The organism is Xanthomonas campestris pv. phormiicola (assembly GCA_025666215.1).
GTDB classification, from domain to species: domain Bacteria; phylum Pseudomonadota; class Gammaproteobacteria; order Xanthomonadales; family Xanthomonadaceae; genus Xanthomonas_A; species Xanthomonas_A campestris_A.
The window spans coordinates 792,089-806,461 of sequence record CP102593.1 but is presented as its reverse complement, the minus strand read 5'-3'; the positions used below and the strand labels follow the sequence as shown (position 1 = coordinate 806,461).

The following is a 14,373-nucleotide window of genomic DNA, read 5'->3' as shown; positions in this document are numbered from 1 at the left end:
CGCGGCGTTCCGGCATCACGCGATCCGACCGGTTTTCGACATGCCGCTGGCGATGCTGGCGCTGTCCCGATCCGGCGTGCCGCCCCATGCAGTCCACTGTCGCCAAAGTCGCACCGGTCACCCTGGCGTTCTGGGCGATGAAGATCTGCGCCACCACGCTCGGCGAGACCGCTGGCGACCTGCTGTCGATGACCTGGGAGGTCGGCTATGCGCTCAGCAGCGCCGTGCTGCTCGGCGTGTTCGCGCTGTCGCTGTGGACGCAGTTGCGCGCACGCCGTTTCCGCCCGTGGCTGTACTGGTGGGTGATCCTGACCACCAGCACCGCCGGCACCACCGTGTCGGACTACATGGATCGCAGCCTGGGGCTGGGCTATGCGCAGGGCGCGCTGCTCCTGAGCGGCGGCCTGGCGTTGACCCTGGGCGCATGGTGGCTGAGCGAACGCAGCCTGTCGGTCGAGCGGATCGATGGCGGCCGCGCGGAAGTCTTCTATTGGGTGGCGATCCTGTTCTCCAACACCCTCGGCACCGCGCTGGGCGATTACCTCGCCGACGACTCGGGGCTGGGCTTCCTCGGCGGCGCATCGCTGATCGGGGCGACGCTGGCTGCGATCGCGCTGGCCGGCGCGTTCACCCGCATCGACCGGGTGGCGCTGTTCTGGGCGGCCTTCGTGCTGACCCGGCCGTTCGGCGCCACGCTCGGCGACCTGCTGACCAAGCCGGCCGCCAGGGGCGGCTTGGATCTGGGTACCGCCGGCGCCTCGCTGGTGCTGGCAGCGATCCTGGTCGCGGTGCTGTATGCCAGCACTCGCCATCGCGCGATCGCTGCGACCACCAGGTAGCTCTCGGCGCTGCAGGAAAACGCCCCGCGACGCGGGACATCTTCCAGCGCAAGCGGACAGCGCTGCCGGGAGCGCCGCCCGCTGGCGCTCAACTGCCCTGCTGCAGCGGCGTCAGCAGGCGCGGGCCGTTGTTGTCGACCATGTACACGCCGCCGGCCGACAGCGTGTCGGGCGAGAAACCCGACGCGTCCTTGCCGGTGTCCCAGGGCGCCCGCGCGCGCGGACCGGGGACATAGCTGATCCAATGCCCGTAGCTGCTGGGGCTGTTTTCGTTGGGCTCGTTGCTGAGCGCATAGTCGACCGGAACGCGCACCACCCAGTACGGCGCCGACACGCCCTCGCCTTCGGTCGGCGGACGGAACGTCCACTTGCGCGCCGCCGCCAGTGCGCTCTGGGCGAAGATCTCGCGCAGCTTCTTCATCTCGCCCTCCGAGCCGACGATGCGCAGGTTGACCTGCTCGACCGCGGCATCGGCGACGCTGCCGTCGCGCGCCACCTTGAGCACCAGGTACGCCGAGCCCGCTGCGCCCACCCGGTACGCCGCTTCCGGATAGGACGGCGGCGCCATCTTCAGCGACGTCACCGCGCGCGGATCCTTGGGATCGTAGCTGGCGAAGCTGGCATGGCGGATCTCCACCTGATAGCTGTCGCCCTGCCGGCGCTTGGCCACGATGCGCAGCGTCATCGGCGCGCGCGCCGGCACCGGCTTGCCGTCGCGCAGCACCGGCTCGAATTTCCACTGTTTCACCGAATCGCGCACGAAGCCGATCACGCCCTCGGGCAGCTTGTCTTGCCGATCGATCGCCAGCGCCGACACCGCACCGTCGGCCTCGATGTCGATCTTGCCGGTGACCAGCAGGCTGCTTTCGACCTGCTTGCGCACCGCGCCCGGCCCGCTGCCGGTGGCGAACGCGGTGGCGGCGAGCAACACCAACAGCAGGCCGCCCCAACGCCACATCCAGAGTCCTGATTTGCGGTGCATCGCGCGTTCCTTGCATGGATGAGGTGCCGATTACAGCGCAGCCGGCCGACGCGGGCAAGTCAGGCCAGGCGCAGCGACTCCGGGTACGGCGGCGCGTCCGGATAGTCGTCCTCGCGCAGCCGCGCCTGCAGCTCGCGCCACCACTGCGGGTCGAACAGTTCGCCATGGGCGCGCCTGACCGCTTCCAGCGAGGCGGCGGGCAAGCCCATGAACAGCGCGAAGCGCTCCGGGAACACGTCGCGCGCGGCGACGTGGAACCACGGTTCAGCGGACATGGCCTCCTCGTCGTTGCGCGGCTGCGGCCAGTCGCGGAAGGTGCAGTCGGTGACCAGGCACAGTTCGTCGTAGTCGTAGAACACCGCGCGTCCCTGCCGCGACACGCCGAAGTTCTTCAGCAGCATGTCGCCGGGGAAGATGTTGTTGCGGGCCATGTCCTTGATCGCCTGCGCGTAGTCCAGCGCCGCCTCGCGCGCCGCGTCGGCGGTCTGCTCGCGCAGGTACAGATTGAGCGGGCGCAGCCGGCGCTGCACGTAGCACAGCTCGAAGATCAGGTCCTCGCCGTCCTCGCGCAGGCTGCGCGCGCAGCCTTGCAGCAGTTCGGCGAGCAACGCCGGCGCGAAGCGCGCGCGCGGGAAACGCAGCGATCGGTACGGCTGCGCGTCGAGCAGGCGGCCGACCCGGTCCAGGTTGAACACCAGCGCGTACTTGTCCTCGACCTGCTCGCGGCTCATCGTCTTCGGATAGGCGAAGCGGTCGCGGATCAGCTTGAACACCAGCGGATAGCTGGGCAGGGTGAACACCGCCATGACCATGCCGGGCGTGCCCTCGGCGTGCACCAGCTGTTCGTTGGGCTGGGCCTGGAAGTGGCGGAAGAAGGTGCGGAAGCGCTCGGTCTTGCCCTGCTTGGCGCGGCCGAGCATGGTGTACAGCTCGTCGATCGGCTTGTGCGGCAGCAGGCTGCGCAGGAACACCACCGCATCGCCGACGGTGGCCAGATCGGCCTGGAAATAGCTGCGCGAGATGCCGAACAGCTGCGCCACGTCGTTGCGCCTGGTCAGCACCGCCTCGGCACGCAGGCCGTCGGCGTCGTTGACCAGCGCGATCACGCACGGCGAGAAGCGGTGTTCGCCGAACACGCGGCCGACCAGGTAGGCGCGGCGCTCGCGGTAGAACACCGTCTCCAGCAGCTCGATGCCGCGCACCGGTTGCTCGCCCCAGTGCGCCAGGTCGTCCTGCAGGCGCACCGCGATGGCCGCGGCGCAGCGGGTGCGGTGCGCGTACGGCACGTCGAACGGGTAGTCGCCGAGCACCCGCACGAACGCATCCACCGGCCGCGTCTCGGAGACCACGTAGTTGTGCCGCGCCACCGGATGGGTGATCGCGTCGGTGGGTTCGATGTCCAGCGCCACGAACTCGATCCGCGCATCCACGCCCTGGGTCCGGAAGAAGCGCCGGGTCAGCGTGTTGTAGAAGGTCTTGTACAGTTCCTGGTCGATCAGCCCGTGCAGTTGCGCGGCGAAGCTGTCGCGCACCTGCGCCCACAGCGTGCGGTCGTGGGTCTGGCCGAGCAGCAGCGTGCGCAGGCGCAGCGTGCACTCGCCGATGCACTGGTCGTACAGCGCGATGCGCTCGACCGCGTCGTTGCGCGCGGCGTTCCAGTCGCGGCGCTCGAAGCGGCGGCGGGCGCGGCGGCTGATCTGTGCGAAGCGCGCGTGGTAGTCCTCGAACGCGTCGCGGATGCTGCGCGCCACGGCGTCGGCGCGGGGTTCTGCGGGCATCGGCGGCGCGGGCGTGTCGGTCATGGCCGCAGTCTACCCGCGTGCGCGGCGGCGCACGCGCGTGCGACAGACGAGAACCATCGCGCGCGTGCGCTGTTGCGCCGCACGATGGCCGCGCTGTCGCCATTGCGCTGAGGCGACGGCGCAGTCGGGCGGCACGCGCACAAAAAACCCGGCCGACGCATGCGCGCCGGCCGGGTTCGGTTGGCGGTCTCGCTGTAGCGGACTACGCCGTCAGCGTCGCCAGCGCGGCGTTGAACGTCGCGCTCGGCCGCATCGCCTCGCTGACCAGGGCCAGATTCGGGCGGTAGTAGCCCTGGATGTCGACCGGCTTGCCCTGCACGCCGTTGAGTTCGGCGACGATGGCGGCCTCGTGCTCGGCCAACTGCTTGGCCAGCGGTGCGAAGCGCGCCTTCAGCGCCGCGTCCTCGTCCTGCGCGGCCAGCGCCTGCGCCCAGTACAGGGCCAGGTAGAAATGGCTGCCGCGGTTGTCGAGTTCGCCGACCTTGCGCGAGGGCGACTTGTCGTTGTCCAGGAACTGGCCGTTGGCCTGGTCCAGGGTCCGCGCCAGCACGCCGATGCTCGCGCTGCCTTCGCGCTGGCCCAGATGCTCCAGCGACGCGGCCAGGGCCAGGAACTCGCCCAGCGAATCCCAGCGCAGGTAGTTCTCTCCGACGAACTGCTGCACGTGCTTGGGCGCCGAACCGCCTGCACCGGTCTCGAACAGGCCGCCGCCGGCCATCAGCGGCACGATCGACAGCATCTTGGCGCTGGTGCCCAGCTCCATGATCGGGAACAGGTCGGTGAGGTAGTCGCGCAGCACGTTGCCGGTGACCGAGATGGTGTCCTCGCCCTGGCGGATGCGCTGCAGCGAGAACGCGGTCGCCTCCACCGGCGGCAGGATGCGGATGTCCAGGCCCTGGGTGTCGTGGTCCTGCAGGTAGCGCTCCACCTTCTGGATCATCAGCGCATCGTGCGCGCGCTGCGGGTCCAGCCAGAACACCGCCGGGGTGTCGCTCAGGCGCGCGCGGCTGACCGCCAGCTTGACCCAGTCCTGGATCGGCGCGTCCTTGACCTGGCACATGCGCCAGATGTCGCCGGCTTCGACCGCATGCTCGAGCAGCAGCGTGCCGCCGGCATCGCTGACCCGCACCACGCCGTCGGCGGCGATCTGGAAGGTCTTGTCGTGCGAACCGTACTCCTCGGCCTTCTGCGCCATCAGGCCGACATTGGGCACGCTGCCCATCGTCGCCGGATCGAACGCGCCATGCCGCTTGCAGTCCTCGATCACCGCCTGGTACACGCCGGCGTAGCAGCGGTCCGGGATCAGCGCCTTGGTGTCCTGCAGCTTGCCCTCGGCGTTCCACATCTTGCCGGAGTCGCGGATCATCGCCGGCATCGACGCATCGACGATCACGTCGCTGGGCACGTGCAGGTTGGTGATGCCCTTGTCGGAATTGACCATCGCCAGCGCCGGGCGCTGCGCGTACACCGCCTGCAGATCGGCTTCGATCTGCGCGCGCTGCGCGTCCGGCAGGGTGGCGATGCGCGCATACAGATCGCCGATGCCGTTGTTCGGATCGAAGCCGACCTGCTTCAGCGCCTCGGCGTGCTTGTCCAGCACGTCCTGGTAGAACGCGCCGACCACCACGCCGAACATGATCGGGTCGGAGACCTTCATCATCGTCGCCTTCAGGTGCAGCGAGAACAGCACGCCCTGCTGCTTGGCATCGGCGATCTGCGCCTGCACGAAGCTGGCCAGCGCACGCTTGCTCATCACTGCCGCATCGATGATCTCGCCGGCCTGCACGGCGGTCTTTTCCTTCAGCACGGTGACCGCGCCGTCCTTGCCGACCAGTTCGATTTTGACGTTGCCGGCCTGCTCGATCAGCACCGAGCGCTCGCTGCCGTAGAAATCGCCGGCGTCCATGTGCGCCACGTGCGACCTGGAGTCGGCGCTCCACGCGCCCATGCGGTGCGGGTGCTTGCGCGCGTAGTTCTTCACCGACAGCGGCGCGCGGCGATCGGAATTGCCTTCGCGCAGCACCGGATTGACCGCACTGCCCTTGACCCGGTCGTAGCGCGCCTTGGCTTCTTTCTGCTTGTCGTCCTGCGGCTCGTCCAGGTAGTCCGGCAGCGCGTAGCCCTGCTGCTGCAGCTCCTTGATCGCGGCCTTGAGCTGCGGCACCGAGGCGCTGATGTTGGGCAGCTTGATGATGTTGGCTTCCGGCGTGGTCGCCAGCTGGCCCAGCTCGGCCAGGTCGTCGGCGATGCGCTGGTCCTCGCGCAGGTATTCGGGGAACTGCGAGATCAAGCGGCCGGCCAGCGAGATGTCGCGGGTTTCCACGGCGATGCCGGCGGTGCCGGCGAAGGCGGCGACGATCGGCAACAGCGACTGCGTCGCCAGGTACGGGGCTTCGTCGGTGAGCGTGTACAGGATCTTGGGCGTATTCGACATGGCGCGCTGGGTTACCTCAGGGAGGGGGAGGAGTCGCCGACAGTACGGTCAAGTACGTTGCCGACGGATTTTTCGATGCCGGGACAGGCCCGGCCTGGGTCGACCATTGTCGCGTTTCTTACCTCTGCGGGCAAAAAACTATCGACACCGCCATCGGAACGACCTTCAACCAGGACCGATGTTCCTCCAAAATATGGAAGATGATTTCCACCTTCTCCGCAGCACAAATCGACCGCCATTTCCTGCTTCGCATCACCGAACGTCGCTATTACGAGCGAGGCTTGGCCTATGCCGAAGAAGAACGTGTGACGCTGCGCAGCGTGGAACCGCTATGCGTCAGCGCCGAGGTAAGCGGCAGCGAAGCCTACAGCGTGCAGTTGGCATGGCGCGACGGCGCCCTGCACGGCGATTGCGACTGCCCGATCGGCCAGCAGGAGGCGTTCTGCAAACATCAGGTCGCCGTTGCGCTGACCTGGGCACGTGCAGCCGCATGCAACAGCGCGCCGCAGCGCAGCGCACGCAGCAAGGCCACGCCGCTTGCCGAGAATCCGCAGCAGCTTCTGCAACAATGGCTTGCGGCTCAGTCACCGCAAGCGCTGCAGGCACTGGTCACGGAACTGGCCGACAGCGACCCCGAACTGCGCCGGCGGCTGCTGAGCCGCGCACGATTGTCCAGCGCGGCGCCGCAGGATTGGCGCAAGGCGGTATCGGCGCTGATTGGGCGCAAGCGTTTCATGGACTATCGCGACAGCATCGCCTACGCCAGGCAGCTAGCATCGCTTCCCGCCCTGCTCGAGCAGGCGCGGCAACGCGATCCATTGGCGGCGCTGGACCTGCACGAATACGCATTCAAACGCTTGGTGAGTATCTACCAAGATTGCGATGATTCCGGCGGTCACATCGGCGACCGTGTGCGCGCGCTCGCACACGCTCACCCGGAGGCGGCCCGGGCAGCCTGCGCACCGAACCTCGGCAAGCGTCTGTACGAGTTGCGCATGCTCGACGAATGGAACCTGCTGCCGCCACTGCGCGACTATGCCGCACTGCTTGGAAGCACGGGCATCGCCTCGCTTGAGCACGCCGCATTGCAGGCACTGCACACAAACACGGCCGACAGCGCAAAGCGCCTATCGGCCGAGTCCCTGCTCGAGGACACGGCACGCTGCGGCGGCAGCGTGGAGTCGATGCTGCAGTGGTTCGCCAGCCGCTGCAACAGCGGCTGGGACCACCTGGAGATGGCACGGCGCTGCGCCGAACATGGCCGCGAACGGCAAGCGCTCGACTGGCTCGAGCGCGGCGCCAAGGCCCATCCAGAGGAAACGCGCATCCTGACCGCGCTGGCCCAGGCCTACACCCGCGATGGCTTCCCCGAGGATGCGCTGGAACTGCACTGGAAAGCCTTCGTGCTGCAACCGGAGGAAACCGCCTACCTGGCTCTTCGCCAGGCCGCACTGGCGCTCGGCCCATGGGAACCGTGGCGCGAGCGCGCGCTGCAGGCGCTGGATGGCGAGACGCTCCATTCCGTCGCCGCCACGTACGACATCCGCATACGCCTGCTGCTGGCCGAAGGCCAGGCGCAACGCGCACTGGACCTGGCCAAAGGCGCCACCTCCAAACTGGCGCCGTACACCTGGGAACGACTACTGCCGGAAGCAGAAACGCTCGATCCGCCAACGGCCCTGCGCATCTGCCGTACCCTGGTCGAGACCAACATCGCGCGCACCAATCGGCAGTGCTATCTCGCCGCACTGGACCTGCTGTCGATCATGCAACGCCTGCATCGACGCCAGGACAGCCTGACCGCCTTCGATGCCTATCTCGCCCAACTGCGGCAAGGCCATCGCGCCAAACGCAGCCTGATCGAATTGCTGGACAAGACATTCCCGCCAATCATGGCGGCAGCTCGAACGCCCTGATCAGCAACAGAAATATTCCTCTGCAGTCGGCCTCCTGAGCCACCAAGCCCCTCCCCTCTCGGCGGCGCCATCCACGAGACGCACGCGCACTTGTCTCCCTCGCATGCGACCGGTTGGCATATGCTCGCTGCGTCGCCGGTCTCGCGTCGGGGGCGACCTGGAGAATGGACATCGGGGGGGACATGGAGTTCTACGCGCATTCAACCAAACGCGAAGATCGCTCGGACTGGCAAGGCCTGCGAGCGCACCTGCTGGGTGTGGCCGAGCGCGCCGGGCGCAATGCCGCCGCCTTCGGCGGGCAGCAACTGGGCTGGATCGCCGGCGCGCTGCACGACCTGGGCAAGTACACCCTTCAGTTCCAGGACCGGCTGAAAGGCCAGGTCCCGCGCGTGGACCATGCCACCTGGGGCGCGCACGTAGCCCGAGACCGTTACCCGAGCCTGGGCACGCTGCTGGCGTACGCCACTGCAGCAAGGTGCTGACCGAGATACGGCAGCGACTGAAAGACGGCTTGCCGTGCCGGCTGGTCTCGACCAGCTTGATCGAGGCAGGGGTCGATGTCGATGTCCCCGCCGTGCTACGCGCCGAAGCGGGACTTGATTCGATTGCTCACGGGCGCGTGGATTGAAACTTGAAGCGGCCGGCGTTGACCATTCCTGCGAATTCGTCGCGTCATTACGGGCGAGTGGATTGAAACATGGCGTACAGCTACGAGCGGCACCTGCTGAACTCGTCGCGTCCTTAAGGACACAGGGATTGAAACGGCATGATGATGTTGCTATCCGTCTGGATGGCGCGTCGCGTCCTCACAGGCGCGCGGATTGAAGCGCGACGATGTGGCGTTCTATCGCATTTGCCCACAAAAAAAAAGCGCAGTCTCGCGACTGCGCCCAGCGTGCCGCGCCGGCCGGGAGAGAGTCGGCTGGCGCGATCCGTGACTGCGGTGTCCCTAGCGGGACGCGGTGCGCATCACTTGACTTCGAATTCCTGCACGGTCCCGGCCGACTGGCCGTTCACGGTGACCTCGGCCTTGTACTTGCCGGCCGGCCAGCCCTTGGCGTTGGTGAACGAGACATTGGTGGTTTCCGCACCGGCCGTGGTCAGCGTCGCGCTCTGCTCGCCGGCGGTCTGGCCGTCCTGGAACAGCAGCTTGGCGCCGATCGCGGTGTTGGTGGAGGACCCCTCGGTCTTCACCGAGACGATGATGGTGTCCTTGCTGCTCAGCGTGGTCAGCGGCGCCACCGTCTTGTCCGCGCCGGCGGTGTTGCCCACGGTCACCGAGGCCACAGTGACCGCGCCGGCATTGGCCGCGGCCGGCGCCGTCGCTGCCGGACCCGGCATCGCCTCGGTCGGGGCCGACGAGGTCGGATCCGGCGTGGCGGTCTGGCTCTGCTCCTGCTTCTTGCAACCGGCCAGGGCCAGCGTGCCGACCAGGGCCAGCAGCAGCGGAGAGGTGAATGTCTTGGAATGGATCTTCATGAGGTGGTGCTCCTTGGATGGAATGGTGGATCGCGCGCGTCGTTCGGCGCGTCAGGCGCGGGCAGGCAGCTTCAGCGTCTGCCCGGGATAGATCTTGTCCGGGTCGTCGAGCACGTCGCGGTTGGCTTCGAAGATGCGGGTCCAGGCGTTGCCGTCGCCGTAGTGCAGCTTGGCGATCTTGGACAACGAATCGCCCGACTTGACCACGTAGACCTGCTGCACCTGTTCGGCGGTGGTATCCACCTGCGCCTGCACTGCGGAGAAATCCGCCTTCGGTGTGACGTCGGCAGTGGTGTCCACCTTGGCGGTGACTGCCGAAAAATCGGCGCGCTTGTCGCTGTTCATCGCATGTGGCTCCGTGCGTGGATGGAATACCGCCACGGTTGCACATGATTTGTTAAAAGCGGATCGCGCAGCCGTGAACGGCGCTTGCGCGATTCAGCCCCGCGCTACTGCCGCGGGTCGCGATGGAAGGCGATCGGCTCGGCCACGTCGGGCGTGGCGCGCCAGGGGTTGATGTCCAGGCCACCGCGGCGCGTGTAGCGCGCTTCGACCTGCAGCGACTGCGGACGGCAGCGGGTCATCAGGTCGTGGAAGATCTGCTCCACGCACTGTTCGTGGAAGCCGGCATGCTCGCGGAAGCTGATCAGGTAGCGCAGCAGGCCTTCGCGGTCGATGCGGCCGCCGCGGTAGCGCACGCACAGCGTGGCCCAGTCCGGCTGGCCGGTGACCGGGCAGTTGGACTTGAGCAGTTCGCTGCTCAGCGTCTCCTCGACGATGTCCTCGGCCGCGGCGAGCAGGAACTGCGGACGCGGCGGGCCGTAGCAGTCGATGGCGATGTCCAGCGCGTCCAGCGACTCGCCGTCGCCGAGCGGATCCACCGGCGGCAGGCCGAACTCCACGGTCACGTCGGCGCCGGCGCGCGCCGACAGGTCGGTGACGATGCAGGCGCGCACCGCTTCGGCGCTGTTGAAGCGCATGGCGTTGAGCGAGTTGAGGTAGAGCTTGAGCGACTTGGATTCGATCAGCTGCGGCGAGGTGCACGGCACCTGCAAGGTGGCGGTGGCCACGCAGGGCTTGCCCTGCGCATCCAGCCAGCCCAGTTCGTAGGCATGCCAGCGGTCGAGGCCGAAGAACGGCAGCGGCGCGGTCTCCAGGCCGATCTCGGCGCGGCCGCCGGCGCGGGGGATCGGGAACAGCAGTGCGGGATCGTACTGCGAGGGATACGCGACCTCGCGGCCGAGACTGGAATCCTGGGGGGTGTTCATGCCGGCCAGTCTAGCGGGCGCGGTCTGGCTGGCAGGTATACAGATGCCGGGATTGGGGAGTCGGGATTGGGGATTGGCAAAAGCGCACTGCGCGCACTGCGGCTTGGCCAATCCATCCGGATCCGGAAGTGCGAGGGCGCGCGGCGCTATCTCCGCCCCGGGCAACCGCTTTGACGAATCCCCACTCCCCAATCCCGAATCACCGCTTCACACCCAGATAGTCCAAAGACACCTGCAGCAGCGCGCGCAGGCCCACGTCCAGCGCCGATTCGTCGAGCAGGAACTGCGGCGAGTGGTTGCTCGGCGCGGTCGCCGGGTCGATGCCGGGGCCGGTGGCGCCGACGAAGAAGAACATCGACGGCACCTGCTGGGCGTAGAACGAGAAATCTTCCGCGCCCATCTGCAACGGCGGCTCGTAGACGTTGTCGGCACCGACCACCGCCTGCAGGCTGGGCAGCATCTTCGCGGTCAGCGCCGGGTCGTTGACCGTGGCCGGGTTGCCGTCCTGGTCCGGCACGTGCGCCTCGGCCCTGGCGCCGTGCGCGGCGGCGGTGTGCTCGGCGACGGTCTTCAGGTCGGCGAAGATCTGCTGGCGCATGCCTTCGTCGAAGGTGCGGATGGTGCCGACCATCTCCACGTCGTCGGGAATGATGTTATAGCGGATGCCGCCCTTGATCGCGCCGAAGCTGAGCACCGCCGGCTGCCTGGAAATGTTGGCGCGGCGGCTGACCACGGTCTGCGCCGCGCCGATCAGGTCGGCGCTGGCGACGATCGGGTCGATCCCGTTCCACGGCGCCGAGCCGTGGGTCTGGCGGCCGATCACCTTGATGCTGAAGCGGTCCGAGGCGGCCATCAGCGGGCCGCCGCGCACCGCGATCTTGCCCGCCTGCACGCTGGAGAACACGTGCAGGCCGAACATCGCGTCGGGCTTGAAGTCGCGGAACAGGCCTTCCTTCAGCATCAGCGAGGCGCCGCCCTCCTCGTTGCCCGGCGCGCCCTCCTCGGAGGGCTGGAACACCAGCATCACCTCGCCCGGCAGCTGCGCGCGCATCGCCACCAGCGCTTCGGCCACGCCCAGCAGGATGCTGGTGTGGGCGTCGTGGCCGCAGGCGTGCATGACCCCGACGGTTTCGCCGCGGTACTCGCCAGTGGCCTTGGAGGCGAACGCCAGGCCGGTCTGCTCGGTCACCGGCAGCGCGTCCATGTCCGCGCGCAGGGCGATCTTCGGCCCCGGCAGCGCGCCCTTGATGATCGCCACCACGCCGTGGTGGGCGATCCCGGTCTGCGGCTTCAGGCCCAGCGCGCGCAGCCGCTCGGCGACCTTTGCCGCGGTGCGCTCCTCGCGGTTGGACAGTTCGGGATGCTGGTGGAAGTCGCGCCGCCACTCGACCACCTTGGCCTGCAGCTTGGCTGCCGCGGCCGCCACTTCCGGGCGTTCGGCGGACTGGGCGCAGGCCAGCGCGGGGACGGCGAGCAGCAGGGCGGACAGCAGGCGGGACAGGCGCGGCATGGGGAATCTCCGATCGGTTTTTGCATGGCGTTCAGTCAATGTATTGCATTCGCGGCAGGCCGGCACCGGCCAACGCGCCGCCGCGGCGAAAAAACCCTTAGGAATCCGTGTCAACCGATCCGCCGCCGGTGCGTTGCCGCTAACAGCGCCAATGGCCGCAGGCGCACGCCCCCCTCCCTTAAGTCATGGTCCAATCGCAACGCGCTGGCGATATGCTTCAGCGCTTGTCGCACCAGCCACTGCGGGAGGGTCCCCTACCCCGCCTCGCCACAGGAGTTCCCCCCGGATGTCGCGTTTCTGGAAGATTGCGCTGCTGATCGTCGCAGCGGTGGTCGTGGTGCTGGTGGGCGCGCACTTCCTGCGCAGCGGTCACGGCCATGGCCGCGGCGGCGCGGAAGCGGGCGGCGATGGCGACGACAGCACGCCGATCCCGGTGACGGTGGTCGCCGCCAGCAGCCAGGCGGTGCCGATCTACGCCACCTCCACCGGCACGGTGACCGCACTGGCCACGGTCACGGTCAACCCGCAGGTCGGCGGCCAGCTGATGAGCCTGAACTTCCGCGAAGGCCAGGAAGTGAAGAAGGGCGACGTGCTGGCGCAGATCGACCCGCGCTCGCTGCAGGCCAGCTACGACGAGGCGGCGGCGAGCAAGCGCCAGAACCAGGCGCTGCTGGCCACCGCCCGCTCCACCTTCCAGCGCTCCGATTCGCCGGCCTATCGCCAGTACGTGGCCAAGACCGACCTGGACACGCAGCGCAACCAGGTGGCGCAGTACGAGGCCGCGGTGGCCGCCAACGACGCGTCGATGCGCGCGGCGCAGGTGCAGCTGCAGTACACCCGCATCATCGCCCCGATCGACGGCATCACCGGCATCCGCGGCGTGGACGTGGGCAACATCGTCAGCACCAGCAGCAGCATCGTCACCATCACCCAGATCCATCCGATCTACGTGGTCTTCAACCTGGCCGAGCGCGAGCTGCAGGGCCTGCGCGAGGCGCAGGCGGCCGGCCCGCTGACGGTGGCGGCGCTGGACCGCACCGATGCGCACGTGATCGCCGGCGACGGCCAGGTCGACGTGGTCGACAACCAGATCAGCAGCGACACCGGCACCTTCAAGGTGCGCGCGGTGTTCCCCAACCCCGGCAACGCGCTGTGGCCGGGCCAGTTCGTCAACGTGCGGCTGACCCTGCGCACGCTGGACAGCGGCGTGGTGGTGCCGACCCAGGCGGTGCAGCGCGGCCCCGACGGCGACTACGTGTACGTGGTGCAGGGCGACAACACGGTCAAGATGCAGACGGTCGTGCAGGGCGTGGAAGTGGGCGACAGCCAGGTGCAGCTGGCGCAGGGCCTGAAGGCCGGCGAGCGGGTGGTCACCGAGGGGCAGTTCCGGCTCAAGCCGGGCAGCAAGGTCGCCCCGCTGAAGCCGGGCGAGGCGCCGCCGCAGCCGAGCGAGGCCGAGCTGAAGGCGGCCGAGAGCAAGCAGCAGCGCAAGGACAGCGGCGGCGGCCGCCGCGGCGGCGGACCGCGCTGAGCAGGCCGGCACGCGCGGCATGCGGCTCACACCCGCGGCGGCGGCGCGTCTGGATGACGGGCGGAGCACTCGCTCCCCGCCCGTCACCCTCAAGAGGAATCCCATCATGGCCAATGTCGTCATCGCCTCCCAAGACCCGCTTGCGCAGCGCCTGCAGACGTTTCTGCTCAACCAGCAGGGCTTCGTCGCCGGTCCGCCGCTGGACGCGCTGCAGAACGGCGACCAGCTGTGGATCCTCGCCCACGACAACGCACTGGGCGACGGCAGCGCGTTCCTGGATGCGCTGCTGCACAACACCGACTTTCCGATGGACGTCGCGTTCGAGGCGGTGCTGATCGTGTGCAGCGCCGGCAGCCTGACCTTCGGCAGCGACCTGCTGACGCCCGCCGAGCGGATCGCCAACGCGTTGAGCCGCACCGTCATCGCCTCGACCACCGATGTCTACGGGCAATGGGGGCCGCACGGATACGCGTTCCAGGGCAACTTCGTCACGGTCGCCCCGAACAGCGACCTGACCAACCTGTTCGACCAGATGTCACTCGACGACTGACGCAACGGCTTTCCCCGGCCCCGGTCCGTCCGGGTCCGGGACCTCACCAGCAAGGATATTCC

General features: G+C 68.2%; 11 protein-coding genes and 1 pseudogene. 5 read left to right on the top strand and 7 right to left on the bottom strand.

Annotated elements, in window-relative coordinates:
• Positions 1-86: 86 nt before the first annotated feature.
• Positions 87-839: a hypothetical protein gene (locus NRY95_03310; GenBank protein UYC17012.1), complete on the top strand. Its 753-nt coding sequence runs from the start codon at positions 87-89 to the stop codon at positions 837-839.
• An 88-nt stretch (positions 840-927) separates the two neighbouring features.
• On the opposite strand, the gene NRY95_03305 is transcribed toward NRY95_03310, so the two are convergent.
• The 3 genes from NRY95_03305 to NRY95_03295 form a co-directional block, all read right to left on the bottom strand.
• Complete coding sequence (locus NRY95_03305) at positions 928-1,821, bottom strand: energy transducer TonB (GenBank protein UYC17011.1); 894 nt, start codon at positions 1,819-1,821, stop codon at positions 928-930.
• 59 nt (positions 1,822-1,880) lie between these two features.
• A complete protein-coding gene (gene aceK / locus NRY95_03300) occupies positions 1,881-3,623 on the bottom strand; it encodes a bifunctional isocitrate dehydrogenase kinase/phosphatase (protein UYC17010.1) in 1,743 nt (580 codons plus the stop codon).
• A 202-nt stretch (positions 3,624-3,825) separates the two neighbouring features.
• Positions 3,826-6,057, bottom strand: a complete 2,232-nt coding sequence (locus tag NRY95_03295) for an NADP-dependent isocitrate dehydrogenase (GenBank protein UYC17009.1) — start codon at positions 6,055-6,057, stop codon at positions 3,826-3,828.
• 200 nt (positions 6,058-6,257) lie between these two features.
• On the opposite strand from NRY95_03295, the gene NRY95_03290 reads away from it, so the two are divergent.
• Together NRY95_03290 and NRY95_03285 are read left to right on the top strand one after the other, a co-directional pair.
• Entirely contained in the window at positions 6,258-7,973 is a 1,716-nt protein-coding gene (locus NRY95_03290; GenBank protein UYC17008.1) for a hypothetical protein, read from the top strand.
• Positions 7,974-8,155: 182 nt separating this feature from the next.
• Positions 8,156-8,434, top strand: a pseudogene (locus NRY95_03285) (CRISPR-associated endonuclease Cas3'').
• A 508-nt stretch (positions 8,435-8,942) separates the two neighbouring features.
• On the opposite strand, the gene NRY95_03280 reads toward NRY95_03285, so the two are convergent.
• The 4 genes from NRY95_03280 to NRY95_03265 form a co-directional block, all read right to left on the bottom strand.
• Positions 8,943-9,452 carry a hypothetical protein gene (locus tag NRY95_03280; GenBank protein UYC17007.1) on the bottom strand — a complete coding sequence of 170 codons (510 nt, stop codon included), beginning with the start codon at positions 9,450-9,452 and terminating at the stop codon, positions 8,943-8,945.
• A gap of 51 nt (positions 9,453-9,503) precedes the next feature.
• Positions 9,504-9,797 (bottom strand): LysM peptidoglycan-binding domain-containing protein, encoded by a 294-nt coding sequence (locus NRY95_03275; protein ID UYC17006.1) that lies wholly within the window; start codon positions 9,795-9,797, stop codon positions 9,504-9,506.
• A gap of 104 nt (positions 9,798-9,901) precedes the next feature.
• Complete coding sequence (queF, locus tag NRY95_03270; GenBank protein UYC17005.1) at positions 9,902-10,720, bottom strand: NADPH-dependent 7-cyano-7-deazaguanine reductase QueF; 819 nt, start codon at positions 10,718-10,720, stop codon at positions 9,902-9,904.
• A gap of 199 nt (positions 10,721-10,919) precedes the next feature.
• Entirely contained in the window at positions 10,920-12,230 is a 1,311-nt protein-coding gene (locus NRY95_03265) for a M20 family metallopeptidase (protein UYC17004.1), read from the bottom strand.
• A gap of 286 nt (positions 12,231-12,516) precedes the next feature.
• Between NRY95_03265 and NRY95_03260 the strand changes: the two genes are divergently transcribed.
• Positions 12,517-13,761 (top strand): efflux RND transporter periplasmic adaptor subunit, encoded by a 1,245-nt coding sequence (locus NRY95_03260; GenBank protein UYC17003.1) that lies wholly within the window; start codon positions 12,517-12,519, stop codon positions 13,759-13,761.
• Between the two features lie 106 nt (positions 13,762-13,867).
• Positions 13,868-14,311 (top strand): hypothetical protein, encoded by a 444-nt coding sequence (locus tag NRY95_03255; protein UYC17002.1) that lies wholly within the window; start codon positions 13,868-13,870, stop codon positions 14,309-14,311.
• Positions 14,312-14,373: the final 62 nt, after the last annotated feature.

What these genes read in the sequence shown, in the direction of transcription:
- NRY95_03310 (UYC17012.1), top strand. Translation starts at nt 87, where the DNA reads ATGCAGTCCACTGTCGCCAAAGTCGCACCGGTCACCCTGGCGTTCTGG.
- NRY95_03305 (UYC17011.1), bottom strand. Translation starts at nt 1,821, where the DNA reads ATGCACCGCAAATCAGGACTCTGGATGTGGCGTTGGGGCGGCCTGCTG.
- aceK (UYC17010.1), bottom strand. Translation starts at nt 3,623, where the DNA reads ATGACCGACACGCCCGCGCCGCCGATGCCCGCAGAACCCCGCGCCGAC.
- NRY95_03295 (UYC17009.1), bottom strand. Translation starts at nt 6,057, where the DNA reads ATGTCGAATACGCCCAAGATCCTGTACACGCTCACCGACGAAGCCCCG.
- NRY95_03290 (UYC17008.1), top strand. Translation starts at nt 6,258, where the DNA reads ATGATTTCCACCTTCTCCGCAGCACAAATCGACCGCCATTTCCTGCTT.
- NRY95_03280 (UYC17007.1), bottom strand. Translation starts at nt 9,452, where the DNA reads ATGAAGATCCATTCCAAGACATTCACCTCTCCGCTGCTGCTGGCCCTG.
- NRY95_03275 (UYC17006.1), bottom strand. Translation starts at nt 9,797, where the DNA reads ATGAACAGCGACAAGCGCGCCGATTTTTCGGCAGTCACCGCCAAGGTG.
- queF (UYC17005.1), bottom strand. Translation starts at nt 10,720, where the DNA reads ATGAACACCCCCCAGGATTCCAGTCTCGGCCGCGAGGTCGCGTATCCC.
- NRY95_03265 (UYC17004.1), bottom strand. Translation starts at nt 12,230, where the DNA reads ATGCCGCGCCTGTCCCGCCTGCTGTCCGCCCTGCTGCTCGCCGTCCCC.
- NRY95_03260 (UYC17003.1), top strand. Translation starts at nt 12,517, where the DNA reads ATGTCGCGTTTCTGGAAGATTGCGCTGCTGATCGTCGCAGCGGTGGTC.
- NRY95_03255 (UYC17002.1), top strand. Translation starts at nt 13,868, where the DNA reads ATGGCCAATGTCGTCATCGCCTCCCAAGACCCGCTTGCGCAGCGCCTG.